The organism is Fluctibacter halophilus (genome assembly GCF_020687825.1).
GTDB lineage: Bacteria > Pseudomonadota > Gammaproteobacteria > Enterobacterales > Alteromonadaceae > Fluctibacter > Fluctibacter halophilus.
The window spans coordinates 132,840-152,663 of record NZ_JAJEWP010000007.1; the positions used below are offsets into that span (position 1 = coordinate 132,840).

17 protein-coding genes are annotated in these 19,824 nt (G+C 55.4%); 9 read left to right on the plus strand and 8 right to left on the minus strand.

Going from position 1 to position 19,824, the window contains the following annotated elements; genetic code table 11:
- Positions 1-10: 10 nt before the first annotated feature.
- The 5 genes from LJ739_RS17840 (at position 11) to LJ739_RS17860 (ending at position 7,552) form a co-directional block, all read left to right on the plus strand.
- Positions 11-244, plus strand: a complete 234-nt coding sequence (locus LJ739_RS17840; RefSeq protein WP_229162718.1) for a hypothetical protein — start codon at positions 11-13, stop codon at positions 242-244.
- A 23-nt stretch (positions 245-267) separates the two neighbouring features.
- Positions 268-3,960 (plus strand): ATP-binding protein, encoded by a 3,693-nt coding sequence (locus LJ739_RS17845; protein ID WP_229162720.1) that lies wholly within the window; start codon positions 268-270, stop codon positions 3,958-3,960.
- Positions 3,957-4,592, plus strand: a complete 636-nt coding sequence (locus LJ739_RS17850; protein ID WP_229162722.1) for a condensin complex protein MksE — start codon at positions 3,957-3,959, stop codon at positions 4,590-4,592. The genes LJ739_RS17845 and LJ739_RS17850 overlap by 4 nt, the downstream gene beginning before the upstream one ends.
- A gap of 8 nt (positions 4,593-4,600) precedes the next feature.
- The gene (locus tag LJ739_RS17855; protein ID WP_229162724.1) at positions 4,601-5,818 is read left to right on the plus strand and encodes a phosphoenolpyruvate carboxylase; all 1,218 of its coding nucleotides are present in this window, start codon (positions 4,601-4,603) and stop codon (positions 5,816-5,818) included.
- Between the two features lie 84 nt (positions 5,819-5,902).
- Positions 5,903-7,552, plus strand: a complete 1,650-nt coding sequence (locus LJ739_RS17860) for a Na/Pi cotransporter family protein (protein ID WP_229162726.1) — start codon at positions 5,903-5,905, stop codon at positions 7,550-7,552.
- On the opposite strand, the gene LJ739_RS17865 is transcribed toward LJ739_RS17860, so the two are convergent.
- Positions 7,533-8,090 (minus strand): NAD/FAD-utilizing enzyme, encoded by a 558-nt coding sequence (locus tag LJ739_RS17865; RefSeq protein ID WP_229162728.1) that lies wholly within the window; start codon positions 8,088-8,090, stop codon positions 7,533-7,535. The genes LJ739_RS17860 and LJ739_RS17865 overlap by 20 nt on opposite strands.
- A 188-nt stretch (positions 8,091-8,278) precedes the next feature.
- Here LJ739_RS17865 and LJ739_RS17870 point away from each other — a divergent pair, with 188 nt between their 5' ends.
- Complete coding sequence (locus LJ739_RS17870) at positions 8,279-10,036, plus strand: monovalent cation:proton antiporter-2 (CPA2) family protein (RefSeq protein WP_229162730.1); 1,758 nt, start codon at positions 8,279-8,281, stop codon at positions 10,034-10,036.
- On the opposite strand, the gene LJ739_RS17875 is transcribed toward LJ739_RS17870, so the two are convergent.
- The 3 genes from LJ739_RS17875 to LJ739_RS17885 form a co-directional block, all read right to left on the minus strand.
- A complete protein-coding gene (locus LJ739_RS17875) occupies positions 10,027-10,686 on the minus strand; it encodes a GntR family transcriptional regulator (protein ID WP_229162732.1) in 660 nt (219 codons plus the stop codon). The two genes, LJ739_RS17870 and LJ739_RS17875, sit on opposite strands and share 10 nt — an antisense overlap.
- A complete protein-coding gene (locus LJ739_RS17880) occupies positions 10,676-11,848 on the minus strand; it encodes a benzoate/H(+) symporter BenE family transporter (RefSeq protein WP_229162735.1) in 1,173 nt (390 codons plus the stop codon). Before LJ739_RS17880 ends, LJ739_RS17875 begins: the two co-directional genes overlap by 11 nt.
- An 81-nt stretch (positions 11,849-11,929) precedes the next feature.
- A complete protein-coding gene (locus tag LJ739_RS17885; RefSeq protein ID WP_229162738.1) occupies positions 11,930-12,751 on the minus strand; it encodes a hypothetical protein in 822 nt (273 codons plus the stop codon).
- Positions 12,752-12,915: 164 nt separating this feature from the next.
- Here LJ739_RS17885 and LJ739_RS17890 point away from each other — a divergent pair, with 164 nt between their 5' ends.
- A complete protein-coding gene (locus tag LJ739_RS17890) occupies positions 12,916-14,115 on the plus strand; it encodes a methyltransferase (protein ID WP_229162740.1) in 1,200 nt (399 codons plus the stop codon).
- A 66-nt stretch (positions 14,116-14,181) separates the two neighbouring features.
- Positions 14,182-15,078, plus strand: a complete 897-nt coding sequence (locus LJ739_RS17895) for a type 2 periplasmic-binding domain-containing protein (protein WP_229162742.1) — start codon at positions 14,182-14,184, stop codon at positions 15,076-15,078.
- Here LJ739_RS17895 and LJ739_RS17900 read toward each other — a convergent pair.
- The 3 genes from LJ739_RS17900 to LJ739_RS17910 form a co-directional block, all read right to left on the minus strand.
- Entirely contained in the window at positions 15,068-15,496 is a 429-nt protein-coding gene (locus LJ739_RS17900) for a hypothetical protein (protein ID WP_229162744.1), read from the minus strand. The two genes, LJ739_RS17895 and LJ739_RS17900, sit on opposite strands and share 11 nt — an antisense overlap.
- Positions 15,497-16,045: 549 nt before the next feature.
- Positions 16,046-16,582: a DUF6436 domain-containing protein gene (locus tag LJ739_RS17905; protein WP_229162746.1), complete on the minus strand. Its 537-nt coding sequence runs from the start codon at positions 16,580-16,582 to the stop codon at positions 16,046-16,048.
- On the minus strand, positions 16,582-18,087 hold the full coding sequence (locus LJ739_RS17910) for a methyl-accepting chemotaxis protein (protein WP_229162752.1): 1,506 nt from the start codon (positions 18,085-18,087) through the stop codon (positions 16,582-16,584). The genes LJ739_RS17905 and LJ739_RS17910 overlap by 1 nt, the downstream gene beginning before the upstream one ends.
- A gap of 299 nt (positions 18,088-18,386) precedes the next feature.
- Between LJ739_RS17910 and LJ739_RS17915 the strand changes: the two genes are divergently transcribed.
- Positions 18,387-19,010: a hypothetical protein gene (locus LJ739_RS17915; RefSeq protein WP_229162754.1), complete on the plus strand. Its 624-nt coding sequence runs from the start codon at positions 18,387-18,389 to the stop codon at positions 19,008-19,010.
- 64 nt (positions 19,011-19,074) lie between these two features.
- Here LJ739_RS17915 and LJ739_RS17920 read toward each other — a convergent pair whose 3' ends face one another.
- Positions 19,075-19,824, minus strand: a complete 750-nt coding sequence (locus LJ739_RS17920; RefSeq protein WP_229162757.1) for an SDR family oxidoreductase — start codon at positions 19,822-19,824, stop codon at positions 19,075-19,077.

Here is a 19,824-nt window from a genome sequence, read left to right on the forward strand (position 1 = left end):
TGACTCCTGCATGGACAAAGGTCTTGTACAATTGTTGACCAACAATGCCATTATTGCCAGTTTAATGCGCATTGTTTACGCCTTACATCGGGCAAACTTTGACTCTGAATCAACGACTTACAAATCCCTGCCGGACAAGGCCACAGGATGCTACACATCATCGCCGAATCCCGCTAAAATCGTGGCTGTTTTCGAAAACTTTTTGCAGTTTGCCGGCGCCCGATTGCGCCCGCGCTTCGCATAGCAATAATAACGATTAGGACGTCTATGCCCGGTTTACATCGTATCATTCTGATAGACACCCACTTGCCCGGTGTGGTGGAACTCAAACTCAATGGCCACACCAATATCTGCGGTACCAATGCGTCAGGGAAAACCACCTTACAGCGCCTGATCCCGGTGTTTTATGGTGAATATCCCAGTCGGGTAGTCCCCGCAACCCGGGACAGCTTTGAAAAGTGGTATCTGCCCCGCGAGTCCAGTTTCATTATTTATGAGTTTGCCCGCAACGAAGACGATCTGTGCCAGGTAGTACTGGCCTCCAGTGGTAACGGGGTCAACTACCGTTTTATCGGTAAACCGTTTGAGATTGAAGACTACCTGTACCCGAAAAAGGACGGTAGCCATGCCAGCGTGACCATGAATGAACTGGCCCGCGCCCTCAAGCGCAACAATGTGTTGGTTACCAACCTGCTGAACACCAAGGAATACCGGGCGGTACTGCAAAATGATCGGATGGTGCTCAACAGCAGTGCCAACAGTCGCGAATTACTGGGCTATGCGCGGATTTTCAGCTTGTGTGATCAGAAGCACCACCTGCGCCACATTGAGAAACTGGCCAAGGCGGTGCATTCCAAAGAAGGCAAAATGGAAACCATCAAGGCCATGATTGCCGCCATTCTGGAAGAGGACGGCGTGCAGCCACCGAGTTCCAACCTGAGCCGCAATCGGGTCGAAGACTGGATCCGTGAATGTCACCTGATCAAAGAGTTTGATGCGATTCGCCCCGAGTTTGCCAAGCTGGAGCAGGCTGATCATGAACTGACGGTGTCTGATCAGCGTCTGGCCCAGTTAAAGCAACAGTTCAGTTTCGACATCAGTCACCTCAGCGCCAGTATCACTGAGCACGAGCGGGTGTTGGATGATGTGATCATGGCCAGCAAGCAACACGAACAACAGTGGAGCGAGCTGCGTGACAGCCTCAATCAACAGTTGTCATCGGCACGGGCTGACAGCGAAAAGTTTGAAAAAGACCTGGATCAGGTCGAGCAGGAGTTTGAGCGCTGGCAGGCTCAGGATATCGATACCCTGCAGGCCAATGTACAACGCTTACCCCAATGGCAGAGTGAGCTGGATATGGCCAGCACCCGTTACAGCCTGCTAACCGAGAAGCATCAGGACATTGAGTCAGCCTACAACAAACGTTTGGCCGAAATTGCCGACAAAGTGGCGGCTGAGATGGACGGTCTGGGTGAGCAGAAACAAGCCCTGCAGGATAAACGTGCAGAGCAGCAGGCGGAATCCCAGTCAAAACTGCAGGACATCAAAGACGAACACCAACAGCAACGTGAAGGCTTGGAAGGCGAATTCCGCCAGCAACTGAATGATCTGAAAATCGAACAGGCGCAGGTCAATGCGGCGATCAAAAACGCCGGTTACTCAGAGTTTGAACAAAGCCAGCTGGACTTGCTCGATGCCAGCATTAAAGAAGCCAGCACTGCAGAGGACGCGGCCCGTGACAACCTGCGCAAGGTACAGCAGGGTTATCAACAGGCGGTGCAGCAGCGCGACCGCGCAACATCGGAGCTTGAAAAAGCCCGTCGCGCCTATCAGCAACAGCAACAGGTGGTCAGCGATGTGGAAGCATTGCTGTACCCCGGTGAAGGTAGCCTGCTGGAGTTTCTGCGTAAGGAGATCCCCGGCTGGGAAAGTCGTCTTGGTAAAGTCATTCGTCCTGAGTTGCTCAATCGCGTTGATCTCAAGCCTGCGGCGGCCGACGGCAACGATGCCCTGCTAGGGGTTTCTCTGCACCTGGATAATCTTGATACGCCCGCCTATGCCGCCGATGAGAAGGCGTTGCAAACCCGCCTCCATGAGGCTCAACAGATACTGGCTGAGCGACTGGAAGCCCAGAATGATGCAGAGCTTGCGCTGGCCCAGGCCAGTGAAGGGGTGCGCAATCAGGAATTGGTGCAGGCCAAAGCGGAAAGTGAAGTACGTACCGCCGAAGCCAACCGTAAGCGGGCCCAGCAAGACAAAGATCAGGTCCAGCGTGAATACGCCCAGGCCCTGTCCGAACGTAAGCAACAGAATAAAAAGCGTCTGGCTGAAAACGAACGCCAGCAGGACAAGCTGCAGGCTCAGCACAGCGAAGCATTGCAGGAGCTGCAGGATCAGCTGCGTGAAGCCCAGACCGAACACCAATTTCATTGGCAGCAACTGATCGGTGATACCGAAGAGCAACTGCAGCAGGTTGATAGCCACATTCGCAAGGTCAAAGACAATGCCGCAGCGGATCGCAAACAGACCGAGCAATGGCTGGCCAACGAACTGGATAACCGTGGCGTTGACGTTGATGAAATCGGCGAACTGCAAAAACAGATTAAGCAGTTAAAGCAGGATATTCAGTACACCGACAGCAACCGCAACAAGGTCAAAGACTACGAACGCTGGTACGAAACGGTCTTTACCGGCCACAAGGTGACCTGGCAGCAGGGCCTGGCCAAGGCCCGCAAAGCCGCAACCCACGCCGAACGTGAGCTGCAAAAGCAGGATGCCCAGTACAAGCAACAGCGCGACAGCCATAAAGCCCAGCAGAGTGAGACTGAGCAGGCCCTCAAGCAGGCCAAAGAGCAGCAGGTTGATGTGCAGAACATCCAGCGAGCGGTGGCTAAACTGACCCTGCCCGAGGCTGAAATGGCTGCCGAGCGCGGTGCCGATACGGTCAACATTGCCCAGCGTATTTCTGAAGGTCAGGCGTTGTTGCAACAGCGGGAGCGCCTGCTCGGTGATGTGAAAGCCTATGTGGAACATTTTGATCAGCTGATTGCTGCCCAGGCCGGTACCGGCTTGTCGGATACCTGGGAGCGGGCCCGCGATGAATGCGCCGTGATCAGCGAGCAGGGGATCCGTGGCATCGATCACCGCCGCATGGTCAGCCACCTGGCCCAGCTACTGAATGTGATCGTACCGCAGAAACTCAACGGCTTGCGTGAGCAGGGGCGTATCTTCGGTGCGGACCTGACTCAGTATTATCACGTACTGGAAGACATCGATAAACGTATTGCCGGACAGAGCCGACGGATTTCCCAGGAAGTGGAAGAAGAGCTGTTTCTGGAAGGGGTATCCGATTCGGCGGTTAAGATCCGCTCGCGGATCAGCGAACTGGAGTTCTGGCCCGAGTTGGCAGCGTTTAACCAGCACTACAAGACCTGGATGGACAGTGGGGCGGTGGAACTGCCGGATGATGAATACGGACAAAGCATGCGTCGGGTATTGGACATCCTCGGCAGAGCGGCGCTCAGTGGCGGCATCAGTCGTCTGCTCGACATCGAGCTGCACATTAAGGAGGGCGCCTCCAACCTGGTGATCCGCACCGACCGCCAGCTTAACGAGTCTTCCAGTCACGGCATGGCCTACCTGATCTTGTGTAAGTTCCTGCTTGCGTTTACCCGCTTGTTACGGGGAGAGGCGGATGCCACCGTGCACTGGCCAATTGATGAGCTGGGGACCTTGCACCAGAGCAACATCAAAAAGATTTTTGATGCCTGTCAGAACAATAACATCAGTGTGGTCGGGGCGTTCCCGAACCCTGAGTCTGAGGTGTTGACCCTGTTTGACAACCGCTACCTGATCGACAAAACCACCCGCAAACTGCAGGTGGTGCAACCCAAAGTCAGTGCGATTAAAGCCCGTCTGCAACAGCGTCAGGAACAAGCCAATGAGGAGGTCAGCATATGATCAGTGAACAAGGCCGTGTGCTGGAAGCCCTGCTGGGAGGCAAGTTTATCTGTCAGGTCAGCGATGAAGATGCCTGGCGGTTCCTCAAAACCGGAGGTAACGCCGAGGCGCTGGAAAGCCACCTGAATGTGCTTAACCGTACGCTGGCCAAGGCGGCCGACGGAGACGTGTTCTATGCCGCTTACCAGACCCTGGGCGACGCCGAGCGTAAAGTGTTGTCGCAGCAGTTTCAGGACATTACCGCCAACCTGATGCCGTTGGTGGAGTGGCTGTTGCTGGTTCAGCAGGCCAATGGTGCCGATGTGCCGGTGACCCAGGGCAGTGCCATCCGTCTCGGTGAATTGCAGACCACGTTGGAAGACACCCCAGCCTACGCAGAGCAACTGGCCAAGATTGCCCGCTACCGGATGTTTGGATCAACCAGTACCCAACTGGAAGGCCAACTGAAGCAGGTGTTTAAACGTCTGACCGAGCTGGGATATCTGCTCAAGCCTAACCAGGACAAGCAAATCTACATTGCCACCGGCAAGGTCGAATATCTGTACGAAGTGTTGCGTTTCATTGACGAAACCGAAGGCTTGTCGCTGGCCGAACAGGCCGAGCAAGCGGTTCAACAGGGCAGCCTGATCTAGGGGATCGTATGAACAACAACCTTCATCAGTCCGGGGTTAAACTGCTCAACGCGCTGAGTCGCCATGCCGATTTGATCATGCAGGTGTACCTGTCAGGCTCACTGAACGAAAAGCAGCACAAACCGGGGGTTATCGACAACCTGATCCAGCTGGGCATTCTGTGGCGTCCCGAAGACAGCAGCGAATTGCGTCTCAAAAATGCCGTGCGCAGTCTGCTCGAAGGCAGTTTGCAGGATGAACGTAACCGCCAGGTCGATGCCAACATCGGCTCTGCGTTGGCCAGCCTGACGACCCTGGCGGCTCACTACAAAGAAGCCCTCACTCACGGGCGCTTTGCCGAAGCCGATGCGCACCTCAACGATGTCACCGAGCATGTGTACAGTCTGACCGAGAACCTCACTAACAACGTGCGGGTGTTATTCGGCCGGATCAACAATGAGTTCGGCTATGTGGCGTCCATCGATGCCAAGATCCGTGAGAATGAACTGGCCCAGCGCCAGGTGTCGGAAATGCTCAAACAGCTCGAATTGTTCCGCTTTGATGAGCTTAGCGAGCTGGCGGGCAGCAACCGTGAACTGCGCCATTTGTTGGTGGTCACCCTGCAACAGTGCTTCTCGCGGGTGACCCAGGAGCTGGCGATTGTGCAGGCCCGACTGTTGGAACTGCTCGGCCGTTTCCGTGAGTTCCGTGGCCGCACCCGATTGCTGAAAGGCTTTTTGCTGCACATGGAGCAACAGCCCGATTTCACCCCCGGCAATTATGCCAACCTGACCCAGGTGCCGATGTTGTTCAACCAGGCCGACAGCCTGTTGGCGCCGGCCAGTGTCGATGTCTCGCGGGTTGAACATGAAGATGTGCTGCAACAACTGGTGGCGGATCTGACCGTCATCCACCGTAACACGTCGGCCCAGCCGGAGCGTGCGGCGCAGCACATTCAGGTTGAGGCGCAGGGCGCGGTTGATATGACCGATGACGCCCTCAAACAAGCGGTGGAAAATTACTTCTGTCATGTTATCGATACCGGCCAGCGTATGACAGCACTGGATTATCATACCCAGCACAGCCTTGAATTTGACCCGGAAGCCTGGTTGTATCAGGTGATTGGTGGCTATCAGGGCCTGAGTGAAGAGGAACAAGCCTACTTTGCCATCGATACCAGTGGCGAACCTCACCCGATCTACAGCGGCAACTACATCATTCGTGATGTCGAACTGGGATTACGTTAACAATACGCTATAGTGCAGCAGATACCTGCTGCGAATTATCGGCCAGCCGGTGACATAGGGACCGTTCACGGAGTAGCAAACGACATGAGTTGGTTGGGCTTTTTTGCAGGCATTGGCATTTTTCTGATTGCCATGCAGACCCTGGAACAGGCGTTACAGCGTCTGAGCGGGAAAGGCATGCGCAACCTGCTGCAACGGACCACCCATTCCCCGGTGGGTTCGGTATTGAGCGGTGGATTTTCCACCGCGATCCTGCAAAGCAGCTCAATGGTTGGCCTGATGGTGCTGGCCATGGTGGGCAGCGGTCTCCTTCCTTTGTACAACGCCATCGGCATGATGCTCGGTGCCAACCTCGGCACCACCATGACCGGCTGGCTGGTCACGATATTGGGCTTCAAGCTGTCGTTGTCGGTGGCCAGTATTCCGTTGATGGGGCTGGGTGGACTGGTGATGGTCAGCAATACCGGTCATGGCCGCCGTAAGGCCGCCGGTCAACTGGCGTTCGCGCTGGGCCTGCTGTTGTTCGGCCTGGACGTGATGAAAGACAGTGTCGCCGTGCTCAGTGAGCGGTTCGACCCGGGCATGTTTGCTGATGCGCCGTTGTGGTTGCTGTTGGTGATCGGCTGTGTGTTTGCCGCCATTATTCAGTCCAGCTCCGCGACCATGCTGATCACATTGAATGCGCTGAGCCATGACGTGATTTCGTTACCGATGGCTGCGGCAATCATTGTCGGTGCCGATCTGGGCACGACCTCAACCTTGCTTCTGGGTGGTATGACGGGCACGGCCAATAAAAAGCGTGTCGCCATGGCCCATCTGGTGTTCAATGTGTTTACTGCGGTGCTGGCCTACGCATTGTTGCTACCGTTCCTTCCCGATCTGCTGGCCTGGTTTGGCATGTCAGATCCACTCTACAGCCTGGTGTTTTTCCATAGCTTGTTCAACCTGATTGGCGTCTTAGTGATGATGCCGTTGCTGAAACCATTGGCACGACGATTGGAGCAATGGTTTGTGCACGTTGCAGAGCCGACCTGCGCTTTCCTCGCCGATGTGCCCGCGCGGTGGGACCCGATCGGTCAGGTGGCAGCACTGCGTCAGTTTCAGATCTTGTTTCAGCGCGTGCTATCCAGCATTGAGTCACGACTGTATCCACCGCCGCAACGGGCGCTAACTGAACCATCCTGGCCGGTTGACGTGCAGAGCACCCGCGCCAAGGCGCAAGTTGCCCAGCAGGGTTGTGCGGAGATGACCCAGTTTCTGGTCGCGGCCAGCACGGCAAACCATCACAGTGAAGGGCCACTGCAATTGCTCCACGGTGTCAGAGCCCTGCAGTATGCGCTGCAGGCACTGGAAGACCTGCAGGATGAGCAGGAGCACATGGAAGGGGTGACAACGGCGCTATTGAAAGGAGAATTGGAACAGCGCCTGGAACAGGAATTGTCGGTACTGGAAGCGCTTGCGCAGTCAGCCCGACAGATGCCACCCGCGGCTGACTGGCGAGCGACCCTGGAGCGGCTGGACGGGCAGATCGCACAGCGTCATGACGCTTTTGTGGTACGTCAGTATCAGTTCGGCGCTGACAACACGATCACCGTCACGGACATGACGGTGGTGATCGGGTTCAGCAAAGCCCTTGAACAATTACTGCGTCATCTGCTCAAAGGCTGCCGGGACTGGTGTGAACTACAATCACTCAGTGTTAATGAAGACGGGTCTACGGCATCGTCTTCATAAATTCCCGGAAGCGATCCTGTCCGCGAACGACCCATAAGGGTCTGGCTTCACCGGTGCCCGCCAGGCGTAACCGGGGATGTTGTTCGACAACGTCATGCAGTGCATCCTGCTGGCTTTCTTCGACGTCGACAAAAAACACGTGGTAGCCTTCACGCAACAGCTTCTGAAAGCGCTTGAACTGATAATTGGGCAGTTGAATACCAATCAGGCCACCTTCCCAGGTACAAAAACCCAGCAGTACCACTGCCAGAAATCCAAACGGCACCCAGCCTACCGGTGACAGGTGCCACTCGAACAGGTACGCAACACTGAGCACCAGCGCTGCCGAGAGCAGACCAATCACAGCGCCCACTTCGGTGGAGTGGACAACGTCTTTTTTCAACACCGATTCAATGGCATTGAGGTGGTATCGCTCAACGTCGGCATCCGCCTCACTGAGGATGTGGAGTTGGGGGGTGGTTAACCCTTTTCCTTCTAATTCGCTTTCAATCACTTTCAAATCGGCAAGATCATCACTGATGTAATAATGTCTCAACATGGTGGCACTCCTTGGTACGGGACGCCTTCGCGCCGCTCACGCATCAATTTGCGTGGGTAAAAAAATTATAGCAACGAATCTGCTCTGTATAAAAAATAGACAGATTTGACGTATTTGGTTCATCGTTGGTTGCAATTCGAATAACAAGCGCTAATTCTATAATCATTGAGAATATGTGAGAGTGGGTCATGGAAACAGCGATGGTGTTTCTGGCGGCGGCGGTGATCGCCGTGCCGGTGTTTAAAAAATTTCGACTCGGGGCGATTCTCGGCTATTTGATTGCCGGTGTGGTGATCGGCCCTTCGTTGCTGAACTGGGTCACCGATCCCAACACGATTCTGCACGTGGCGGAGCTCGGTGTGGTGCTGTTATTGTTTGTGATTGGACTGGAGCTGGAGCCGCAAAAGTTGTGGCAGCTTCGGGACAGGATCCTGTTGACCGGCGGCAGTCAGCTGCTGATCAGTGCCACCGTGTTGGCGGCGTTGGCCGGCTGGTGGATGGGCTGGCCCTGGCAGACCGCGGTGGTGGTGGGTCTGGCCATCGCGTTGTCGTCAACGGCGTTCGCGATTCAGCTGATGTCGGAGCAGGGCATTTTACGGGCACCACCGGGGCAGAGTGGCTTCGCTATATTGTTGATGCAGGATCTGGCGGTCATTCCGATTTTACTGTTAGTCAGCAGCCTTGCGCCCGCAGCTGCCGACGACGCAGCACCGATTTGGGTAGGGGGGCTGGCCATCATTGCGGTCTTGTTGATTGGCCGTTACCTGCTAAATCCCTTTTTACGCATCATTTCCCGCTATGGCAGCGCAGAGATCATGACGGCAGCTGCGTTGCTTATCGTGTTGTCCACTTCACTGGGGATGGCCAAGGCCGGTCTGTCAGCCGGTCTGGGAGCCTTTGTGGCCGGAATGTTACTGGCCAATTCAAGCTTTAAGCACCAGCTTGAAACGGAAATCGAACCGTTCAAAGGGTTGCTGTTGGGGCTGTTTTTTATTGCCATTGGCATGAACATCGACCTGGCGCTGTTGTGGGCGCAACCGGTGTTGATTGTCGGTGCCGCAGTGCTATTGGTGCTGATCAAGACCGCGATCATTTTCGCCATTTTGCGCGCCAACCGGATTGACGGCAGTGATGCGATGCGTGTGGCATTGATGTTATCCCAGGGCGGTGAATTCGCATTTGTGGTGATGGCCCAGGCCAGCAGTGATGGACTGATTGCGCCGCTGATTGCGAACCAGATCACGCTGGTGGTTGGTCTGTCGATGGCCCTGACATCGCCATTGGTGATCCTTTACAGCCAGTGGTTTAACAGCCGTGACTGCCCGCCGGTATACGACAGTCAGCGAGACACGGATGAGCCGAGGGTACTGATCGCCGGGTTCGGCCGCTTTGGCCAGATCACCGCACGGATCCTGGCGGCCAACCATATTCCCTTTACCGCATTGGACAAAGACGCACAGCAGATTGAATTCGTGCGTCAGTTTGGCAACAAAGTGTTTTTCGGCGATGCCAGTCGGTTGGATCTGTTGCGTACCGCGGGGATTGAGCATGCGAAAATTCTGTTGATTGCTGTTGACGACGAAGGGATCGGATTAAAAATCGCCGACATCGTGCGTCAGCACTATCCAGACGTACACATCGTTGCCCGGGCGCGCAATCGTATGACGGTGCGTCGTTACGCTGAACTGGGGATCAGAGACGTGATCCGTGAACTGTTTGATGGCAGTGTTGAAGCTGCCAACCATGTGTTGCGACAATACGGCTTCAGTGACAGTCAGAGTGAAACCATGACCCGCGTGTTCCGTGAACATGATGCCGCAATGCTGGCAGAGACCCTCGACAAACAAATGGACATGCAAGCACTGATTGCCCGCAGTCAGGCCGGTCGGGAAGAGTTGCAGTCCTTGTTCAGCAAGGATCACAAAGGCATCGCCGGTCAGGGCTGAGCGACGGTGTCTGACAGGCCTCTCAGGTAGGCGACCAGTTGTTCACCGGCTTCACTGATGTGTTGTTTAAGGATGCTTTTTGCCAGTCGGGTGTTTTTGTCACGAATGGCGTCAAGTAAGTCATGGTGCTCTGCCTGACTGGTGTGCAGATAGTCGAGGGTCAGCGACTGATAGCCAATGTAGCGGGCACACTGGCGATGCAGGTCGGCGATGGTCTGATACAACACCGGACGTTGGGCGGCCTGATACAACAGGGCATGAAAAGACCAGTTCAAAGCGCCATGTTGATGGGGATCGAGGGTTGTATCATCCAGTTGCTGCAACAGATCCTGTGCCTGGCCCAGGGTCTGATGGCTCAGGTGTGGGATGGCATGGGTCAGGATCAGAGGCTCAAGGTACATGCGCATCAGGTACAGGTCTTCGGCTTCGGTAGGATCCAGCGGCGGGATCATCACTCCGCGCTTGCCATGTTGCGCCAGCCATCCCTCGGCCATTAACTGCTTGATGGCATCCCTTACCGGAATGCGGCTCACGCCATACCGTTGCGCCAGTTCGGTTTGTTTTAGCGGTGTACCGACCGGTAAACGACCGGCCTGGATATCCTGTTTGAAGGCTTTATACAGGGAGCTACCGGGCTGATTAGCTGACATAGCGGCGTTGCTTCTCCATCCACAGTTGAACGATGATGCCGGTAACAATACCCCAGAACGGCGCTGCAATGTCGGCAAAATTGACCCCGGAGGCGGTGATCAGAAACGTGATCAAGGCGGCATCCCGGCTGTCCGGTGTTTGCAGTGCGGTATGTAACGCATGACCGATCACCGGTAGTAACGCCAATCCTGCAAGCGCCGCAATCATTTCAACCGGCAGGGCGGCGAACAGACTGACCACGGTAACACCGCCCAATCCCGCCAGTACGTTGAAGACCCCGGCGGACAAACCTGCCACATAGCGCTTGGCCGGGTCCGGGTGGGCTTCTTCGCTGGTGCAGATGGCTGCTGTGATGGCAGCCAGGTTAAAGGTAAAGCCGCCAAACGGTGCGAGCAGAGTGGTTAAACCGCCGGTGGTGGTGATCAGTGGAGATACCGGCTGATCGGCATAGCCGGTGGTTTTAAGCACCGTCACTCCCGGCAGGTTCTGTGCGGTCATGGTGACAATGTACAAGGGCAGTGCAATACCAAGCCAGGCCTGCAGACTGAATTCCGGTGTGATCCAAACCGGTGTGGTTAATCCCCAGACCCATTCGGCATCGCTGAGACGACCGTCGACAAGGGTCCAGCAGACGCCCAGCACCAGCACACCGACGATGGCCAGACGTGGTCGCCAGCCCTTGAGGACGATATAACAAACCACCATTGCACCAACCATCCAGGGCGCCGTTGCCATCGCAGAAAAGGTTTTCAAGCCGAATTGCAGCAGGATACCGGCCAGCATGGCGCCGCCCAGGGCCGGTGGGATCCGGCGCGTCAGCGTATCGGACAGGCCACTCAGGCCGGTGGCCAGCAACATCACGCCAACCATCACGAAGGTGCCTGTCGCCTGGGCCAGACTGTAGCCACCAAGACTGACTGCCAGCAAGGCGGCGCCGGGGGTTGACCAGGCAATGATCAGCGGACGTTTGTAAACCCACGACAGGGCGAAGCTGCCAACCCCCATACCAATCCCCAGCGCCCACACCCAGGATGCCATCACCTGCGCCGTGGCGCCGGCCGCAGAAGCGGCCTGAAACACGATAGCCATCGCGCTGGCAAAGCCGATCACCACCGCCATGAAACCGGCAGTGATGGCGGAAAGACTCAGATCGTTTTGCATAAATGTATACAAATATAAAAATGTATACAAAATTTATCGATATTCAAAGGCAGACGCAAGCACTATTTGGCGTGCAGTGTGCTAGTGGGCGGCAGGAATCTCCATGTATTCGCTGTCGAGCAGGTAGTAGTCACCCAGCAGACGGTGCAAGGTGCCATCACGGCGGTAGGTTTCTAAAACCGACTGCAGTGATGCGTAGGCGTCGGCGAATGCTGAATGACAAATCAAACCATCGCCAATCACCAAGGGACTGAACGACGCCGCGTAGGGAAAGTGGTGTTCGATACCCAGTGAACGGTAGGCAAAAATGACATCGGGGTAAAACACCATGATGTGATCGGCGCGTCCGTTGATCAGCATGTTAAGGTTCTCTGTTTCGCTGCGAACATTGAATAACTGGCCAGCGGCTTCTGCCATACGCCGCATGGCGTGGCTCATGGGGGTGCCTCTGACCATGCTCAGTACATCCTGCCGGGTGATATCCGTTTCACGGTAGACCAGCTCGTCGCTGGTTCGGGAAACAACCCGAACAATGGCGCTGTTAAAGGTAATGCCGCCCAGCACATCGCCCAGTTGTGCCCGCTCGACGGGATCGTCAAAGGTATCCATGCCCGGTGAGTAACAGGCGAATTCGCGGCTGATAAACCCGGCCTTGGCCCTTTTCATGGGCATGATAATGATTTCAAATTGATCGTTCAGGGCACTGTCTGTTAGCGCCTGTTGCAGAACCGTGTAATACACACCCTGGTTGATGCGCGGGTTGTCTGGCGCATGGTGGAACAGACCACTCAGTTCGGCGGCGGCAATGATCTGACGTTGTGGGGCTTCATAAGCCGCAACAACACTGCTCATCAAGCCGATGACAAGCCCTGCCAGCATGTAATAGATTCGTGAGCCATTCACCGAGTGCAATCCTTGTGTGGTGGGTGACAATCCTGCGCGCAACTGATGAGTTTCCTTAAATGTAGCCTAAACGGGGAGCCCGGCAAATTTTTACCCTTTGTGGGGTGATGAGCGCCGACATTGGCGTATAATTGTGGGCTTGTTGAGTAAACGACCGGCGCGCAGTGACCAACGTACACCCTTCAACCTTTGAGCAGCTTTCTTCCACTTTGGCAGGGCTGGCACCGCTGTGGCGCGAAGCGGCGTTTTATCACCGCCAGCCGTCCTGGCAGGAGGATTATCCTGATCTTTACCAGGGGTTGTTGGCCCTCAACGATGAGGAGGTCGCGGCGCTAGAATCCCAACCACAGGCCCTAATGACCTGGCTGGCCACTTATGTGCCGGACATGGCGCTGCTACAGAATTGTCTGCAACTGCCTCATACCTTCCAGTTACTGGACGTGCCGGTGCACCAGAGTGTTGGGGTGCCCGGGCGAAAATGGACCCAATTACGCGCCTTTGCCAGTCATGTACCTGCGCTTCCCGCACCTGCCCGGGTGGTGGACTGGTGCGCCGGTAAAGGCCATCTGGGCCGGACCCTGGCTGCCGCGCAGGGGCACGGATTGCTGGCTGTCGAAAAAGATCCTCAATTGTGTGAAGCCGGACAGGCATTGGCCAACCGTTGGCTGTCACACAGTCATTTTGCCTGCTGTGATGTACTGGCTGAACCGGTGGCATTTTCCGCCGAGGATGCGGTGGTTGCCCTGCATGCCTGTGGTGATCTGCACCGTACCTTACTGACACGCTGGTTGAACAGTGATGCCGCACTGTTGGTACTGGCCCCCTGTTGTTATCACAAGTGGCTGGAGGGACCCTATCAACCGCTATCGGCGGCGGGACGACGCAACGATCTGGGGTTATCGGCGGAAGACGTTCACCTGGCGGTGCAGGAAACCGTCACCGCAGCGCCCCGGGTAGCCAAACAAGTCGCGGCGTTACAAACCTGTCGGTTGGCGTTTGATGAGTTGCAGCGTGATCTGCGCAACTGTGACGAATACCTGCCGACACCGTCGTTACCCTACTCGGTGCTTCAACAGGGGGATGCAGGGGTGATCCGTACGCTGGCCCGTGCAAAGGGCATATTGCTGCCTGACGGGCTGGATCTGACGCCTTATCTGCAGCGAGGTCAACAACGGTATGCCCGTGTCCAGCGCCTGCAACTGGCGGCCCATGGTGTCAGGCGGGCGCTGGAAATGTGGCTGGTCATGGATCTGGCCCTGTCGTTGCAGGAGGCCGGCTGCGAGGTTCGTTTGCAGACCTTCTGTGCCCGTGACATCAGCCCGCGAAACATCCAACTGATTGCCCAGCGACGCAATGCAGGATAATACGGACATCGTAGTTTGTGCCGTAATGGGTTATGCTTATTCCATGCATAAAAAAGGAGTGTCGTAGTGGTATTCAGACGATGTGTCCTTGTCTACCTGATGAGTTTGTTGTTCGCAGTGCCGTGGGCACAAGGCGCTGCCAAGCGCCTGCTGGTGGGTGTGTACCAGGATCATATCCAGACCATTCAGTCGTTGCCGGGCACACCCTGTCCTTCGTTACAGCAAACCGCACAAACCAACAATCAGATGCTGCTCGAATATGCCATCCTGTGCCATGTGTTAACCGACACGCAGGATGACAGCAGCGAAGTGACGCTACAACTGGTGCCTTTTCCGGTCGAAGACAGACTGGTGCGAATGCTGAGAGCCCAGCGCATCGACGTTTCAGGCTTCGGTGTCTGGCGCTCGCAACTGCAGAGCAATGATGTGCCCCTCGGTCCGCCGCTGTTGCGAGAGGGGGAATTCAGCAAAGGATTGTATACCCGCGAACGTGATGTTGAGGCTTATTCATCGCTGTTGCCAGCGCAGTGGTCGAGTCTGCTGGCGGTGGTTAACCACAATTGGCAGTACGATTGGCAAGCGCTGGGTTGCGCCGGTTTCCAGCGCAAGCATGTGGACCGCTACGGACAAATGTTTGAATTGATTGCCCGCGGACGGGCGGACGTCGTGCCGTTGTCATTTGGCAACCAGCCAGACATGGTGAAACGGGAATACGGCGTGACGCTGTATCCGGTCGAGGGCGTCAAGCTGGTGTTTCCCTCGTCAACCCATTACGCCATCAGTCCGGGGTCTGCCCATCGGGTATGGCTGACCCAGCGGATTGAGCAGGGCCTGGCCGATTTGCGCCGCGATGGCACGCTGCAGCGTCTGTACCAAAGGGCCGGCATCCTCAATGCCCAAACTAACGATTGGACAGCGCTTTGTCCGGCAGATGAAACCAACCCGGCGTCAGTTACGCTGTAGAGAAGATCACCACCAACAACACGGTTCCGAGGATGGCGGGAAACAACGTAATATGGCCGAGCATTCGGCTTTTGGAGTAACCGCTCAAACCAATCCCCGTCATCAATGCGATGATACCGAACATAAACGACAACTCGGCTATCCACTTTGTCCGGTACAGTGAGGTCGGCCATGCTTCAAAGGCATAGGTCAACTGCAATTGTTGTACACCTATGAGAATATAAGTTGCGCCCAGGGTCGCTACCAGTAGCAAAACGACTGCCACGGTCAACGCGCCGATTGCGGTCAAAAACACCTTCGCTGAGGAGTCGACAAGGGTCATCAGGATACTCAGGAAGGTCAATGCAAAACCGCCCAGTATCGAAGAACTGAACGCGGTTTGACGATACAGTTCTGCCGCAATTTCACTTTCTGTCATTGTCTATTCTCTGCCAACGGTAGGTCATGGTGTTTATCAGACAGCTCAGCACATTCGCGCCAGGCCAGTAGACGGTGCCTGTAGAGTATAGCCATATTTTGAGCGTGTTCTTGGCACGGCACGTAGTTGGCGTATCATGCTGAGCACAGGACACCGGTTCGTCAGCAGCACCTTCGCGTCAAAAGCCCGTTGATGTGCCACAAACCTTTTCTTCGTCCGGCCTTGCTGTTGTGTCTCGTCCAGATTGGCAACCGGATGGCCCTCAATCAGCTCATTCTCGCGCTCACTGAAGACAGTAAAATCTGCAATCGTTATGCATGGCTGAATGAACGACTGTATCGCCAACCGGAAACCGATGAAATTTACACAGGCCTTGACAGAGCAGAGGCTTAACGCCGTACAGACAAAGGGCACACTGCAGCCGGTCGAGTAGACCGATGACGATTCTTCGTCGATAAAACTCGATGCCCGCTAACACCCAGAAGCAGGCCTAACTAAAACAATCATCAACCGTCCACGATTAGCACAAACCGCCCCTTTAACAACTGACTAAATCACCGTTGATGGCAGTGCGCAATAGCATCCCTGCGCTTCTGTGATCACCGCGCTGCCCAGGTGCTGGTTGTCGGCAATTTGTTTGACCAGCGTATCCACCAGACTGGTGGCCGTACCACAGGATAAACCGCTGGCATAGGGGCCAAGGTAGGCCAGCTCACCTTGTTGATCAAACACAATCAATGCGGGCGCGGCGGTCAGTGCATGGGCCGCTTCAGGTAACTGCTCGGGACTTATGGCGACTGAGCGGAATCCCTTGTTGGCCACCAACGCGTTCAGTGAGCCTTGGTGAGACCGGTTGCTGCTGTTGCAGTTGCAATTGTCGGTCTGCAGGTGAAACAAGGTTCCCCGCACGTCGCCGAACTGTTGACTAAACCCTTGTGCAATGTGTTGGTCGAAGCCGGGCGTGATGCTCGCCATCGACAGTTGTTCCTCAGGATCGAAAGGCCGTAAGCGGTCGCTGGCCACCACGTTCAAGCCAACGACAAACAATGCCACCCAGGCGGAAAATCCCATCACATAGCGCCACATCAGGCAAACCTGTCCAGTTGTTGCTTCAGGGTCGCGGACTGCGCTTGTAAGGTATCTGCCCCCTGACTGATGGTGGTGACCAGTTCGCCTTCTGCATGGTTAATGGTCTGCAGTTCTTCGGCGGCATGGGCAATCCGATCACTGCGATTGGCTTGCTCCTGGAACTCATTGGTCAGCGCGACAATGGAAGCGTGTAGTCGTTGTACATTGTTTTCGATGCTTTCCACCGAGGATTGGGCATGCTGGGCGCGCTCGGTTGTTGTTGCACTGAGGGTCAGGCAATCCTGCATTGATTCGCTGGAGCGCTTGGAGGAGTCTAGCAAGTTGCCGATGATATCGGTGATCACTTCTGTGCTTTCTTTGGTACGGGATGCTAAGGAGCGTACCTCATCGGCGACCACGGCAAAGCCGCGACCTTGTTCGCCGGCCCGGGCGGCCTCAATGGCTGCATTTAGGGCCAACAGATTGGTTTGGTCGGCAATGGATTTAATCGTTTCGAGCACGTCGGAAATACTGTCACAGGCCTGCACCAATGCCACAATGTTGTCGTTAGTGACGGTCAGTTTTTCACTCAACGTGGTGATGTCATTGCGGGTTTCCCGCATTGCAGACAGCGTCTGCCGGGCATTTTCACGCACTTCAGACACGCTGTCGTTGGCTTGCTCAGACTCTGTGGTGAGTTGCTGGATCCCGGTCGACATGTGCGCTGCATCCTGAGCGACACGGGTTACTTCGGCATGACTGGTTTTTTTGTTGTCCACCAGTGTCTGGGAAGAGCGTCGGTTGGCTTCGACATTGTCATCCATTTGGCGCGATACCTGTTGCAGCTGCGTCACCAGTCCACTGAAACTGGCCAACAGCTCATTAAAACGCTGGATGGTCTCGGTGTTGCCGACATCCGCAATGCGCACATTCAGGTTGATTTTGCGCGGATCGGCAGTCACCTGATTAATGCCGGATAAAAAGCTGGCGGACTCCCGGGCTTCAGCGGCATTGCTTCTGGCCATGGTCGCCAACATGCCTGCCTGGGTAACGGCATACGCTGCATGTACCAAAATCAGCGTAAACAGCAGACCACTGTCCTGTAACACATACACCCCCACGCCTTGTGACTGCAGCCAGAAAAATGACAGGTGATGAATGGCAACCACGGCGGTTGCAGTAGCGAACAAGTGCCAGTTGCGGTAATAACTCAAAAAAGACATCAATACGAAGATGCCGAAATGCATTTCTACCAGTCCCTGCATCTGGTGAATGTGCAGTGCGCTGAACAGCATCACGGCGATTGCGACGGCATGCTGGGTGGCAGGATGGTCCGGTTGTGTGCGCATCATCGCAATCGGGATCGCGGCGGTGGGCAATCCAAACAGGAGTGCTTCCAGCCAGGTATCATAAAAACCCGCAATCAACAGGCTGATCAGCACTAGCACGCCGAACACTGCTGTAAAAAGGGTGTGGCCATTTCGGATATGGCTCAACGACTGTCGAACATTGGGCTGTTGCATTTATAACCTCACGCAGTGCACTATTTCTATCAAACTAGTCGGTTTACGTGAATTAACAACATTTAGTTTTTGGGGCGCGTCGGGTGGCAATAAGGATGCACAAGCCGAATCGTAAAGTTTCAGCTACAACCTAACCACCCATTGGCGAACATCACCGTTTAAATCAAGCCAGTGTCGGCACAACACCAGTCACATGGTGAGGTATCGCGATTTTCCTTCACTCTAACGCAAGGGGTTTGCATTCAAGACGGCGTTCAACCACGTTGGTTGCTGATCAACTGACACGTAGAGGGAACTTCATGGCAAACCTTGCAAAAAGGCTGCTACTGAGTGGCGGGCTGTTAAGTCTGATGCCTGTTGCACAGGGGGCTGAAACTATCCCCATGAACGCCACGGACAAAGCAGCCTTGCTGGACGGGCGTTGCTGCAGCGATGAATGGGCGGCGGCGACAAAACTGGCGCTATCCGATCAGGCCCTGGTTTATCTGATGCACGACAAAGACTATTTCTACATTTGTGCCCAGGGTAAGCAAGGCGACATCACCGTACTGGACCTGTACATTGAAAATGCCCAAACCGGCTACCCGCACAAATTTCACCTGTCGGCGCAGATGGGGGAAAGTGTGCGCCGGGAAAACGGCTGGGAGCCGGCGTCGGATAAATGGGTGTTGAACGGTTATGCTGGCTTCTGGGTACCGTACGCTGGCCTGAAAGATGCCGAAAATCGCAAGGACCCCCGCTTTGCCGACAATACCGACCGGCAAGTTCAGGTGTCGCGGAGTAAATTCCCCGGCAATACGTGGAACATGATGTTTGCCGTCAGTGCACGGGATCCGAAAGGTGAATGGTCAGAATTCGTATACCCTGAAAAAGCCCAGGGCGAGGATGTCTCAACCTGGGCGCGCTTCTCATTTCAGGAGTAATGGAAGTCAGCATCAGCAATACGCGGTGCCATCGGCAATAACGGTGGATGCTGGGGGCCTGGGATTAGCTGAGCTTCTTCAGCATCGACAGGGGTGCCAGTTTCAGCACCCAACGCATCCACGCCCAGGGCCATGGCGGTACGTAACTGTTGGCACCTTCTTTTTCGATGGCCTTTACCATCGCTCTACAACCCACGTCGGTGTCGACGATAAATGGCACTTTCTTGACCTTCTCGTTGATCTCACTGCGGATAAAACCGGGGTGCACCGTGCTGACTTTGATGGGGGTGCCGAGCATTTCGATGCGTAATCCTTCACTGAGGGAACTGAGTCCGGCCTTGGTGGCTGCGTACACATTCAGTGCACGTCTGGCCCCGCGCAGGGCGCTGATGGAGGAGATGGTTACCAGGTGGCCGTTGTTCTGTTCGCGGAAGATGGTCATGGCCGCTTCACACTGGGCAATGGCCGACACAAAGTTGGTGACGGCGGTTTGTTTATTGGCGTAGAAGTAGCCGGTGCCCAGCGAGGCGCCTTTGCCCATGCCAGCATTGACGATGATGCGGTCAATCTGCCCCATGTCTTGTTTAAAGGCATTAAACACCTCAAACACCTGGTCGTGATCATCAACATCCAGCGAGCGGATAAACACCTGAATGTCGGGATTGATTGCCAACAATTCCTGTTGCAGTGCTTCGAGGCGCTCCATCCGGCGGGCACACAGGGCCAGGTTGCGGCCCATGCGGGCAAATTCGATGGCCATGCCACGGCCAAGACCGGAGCTGGCGCCGGTGATCAGAATGTTTTTTCGAGACAT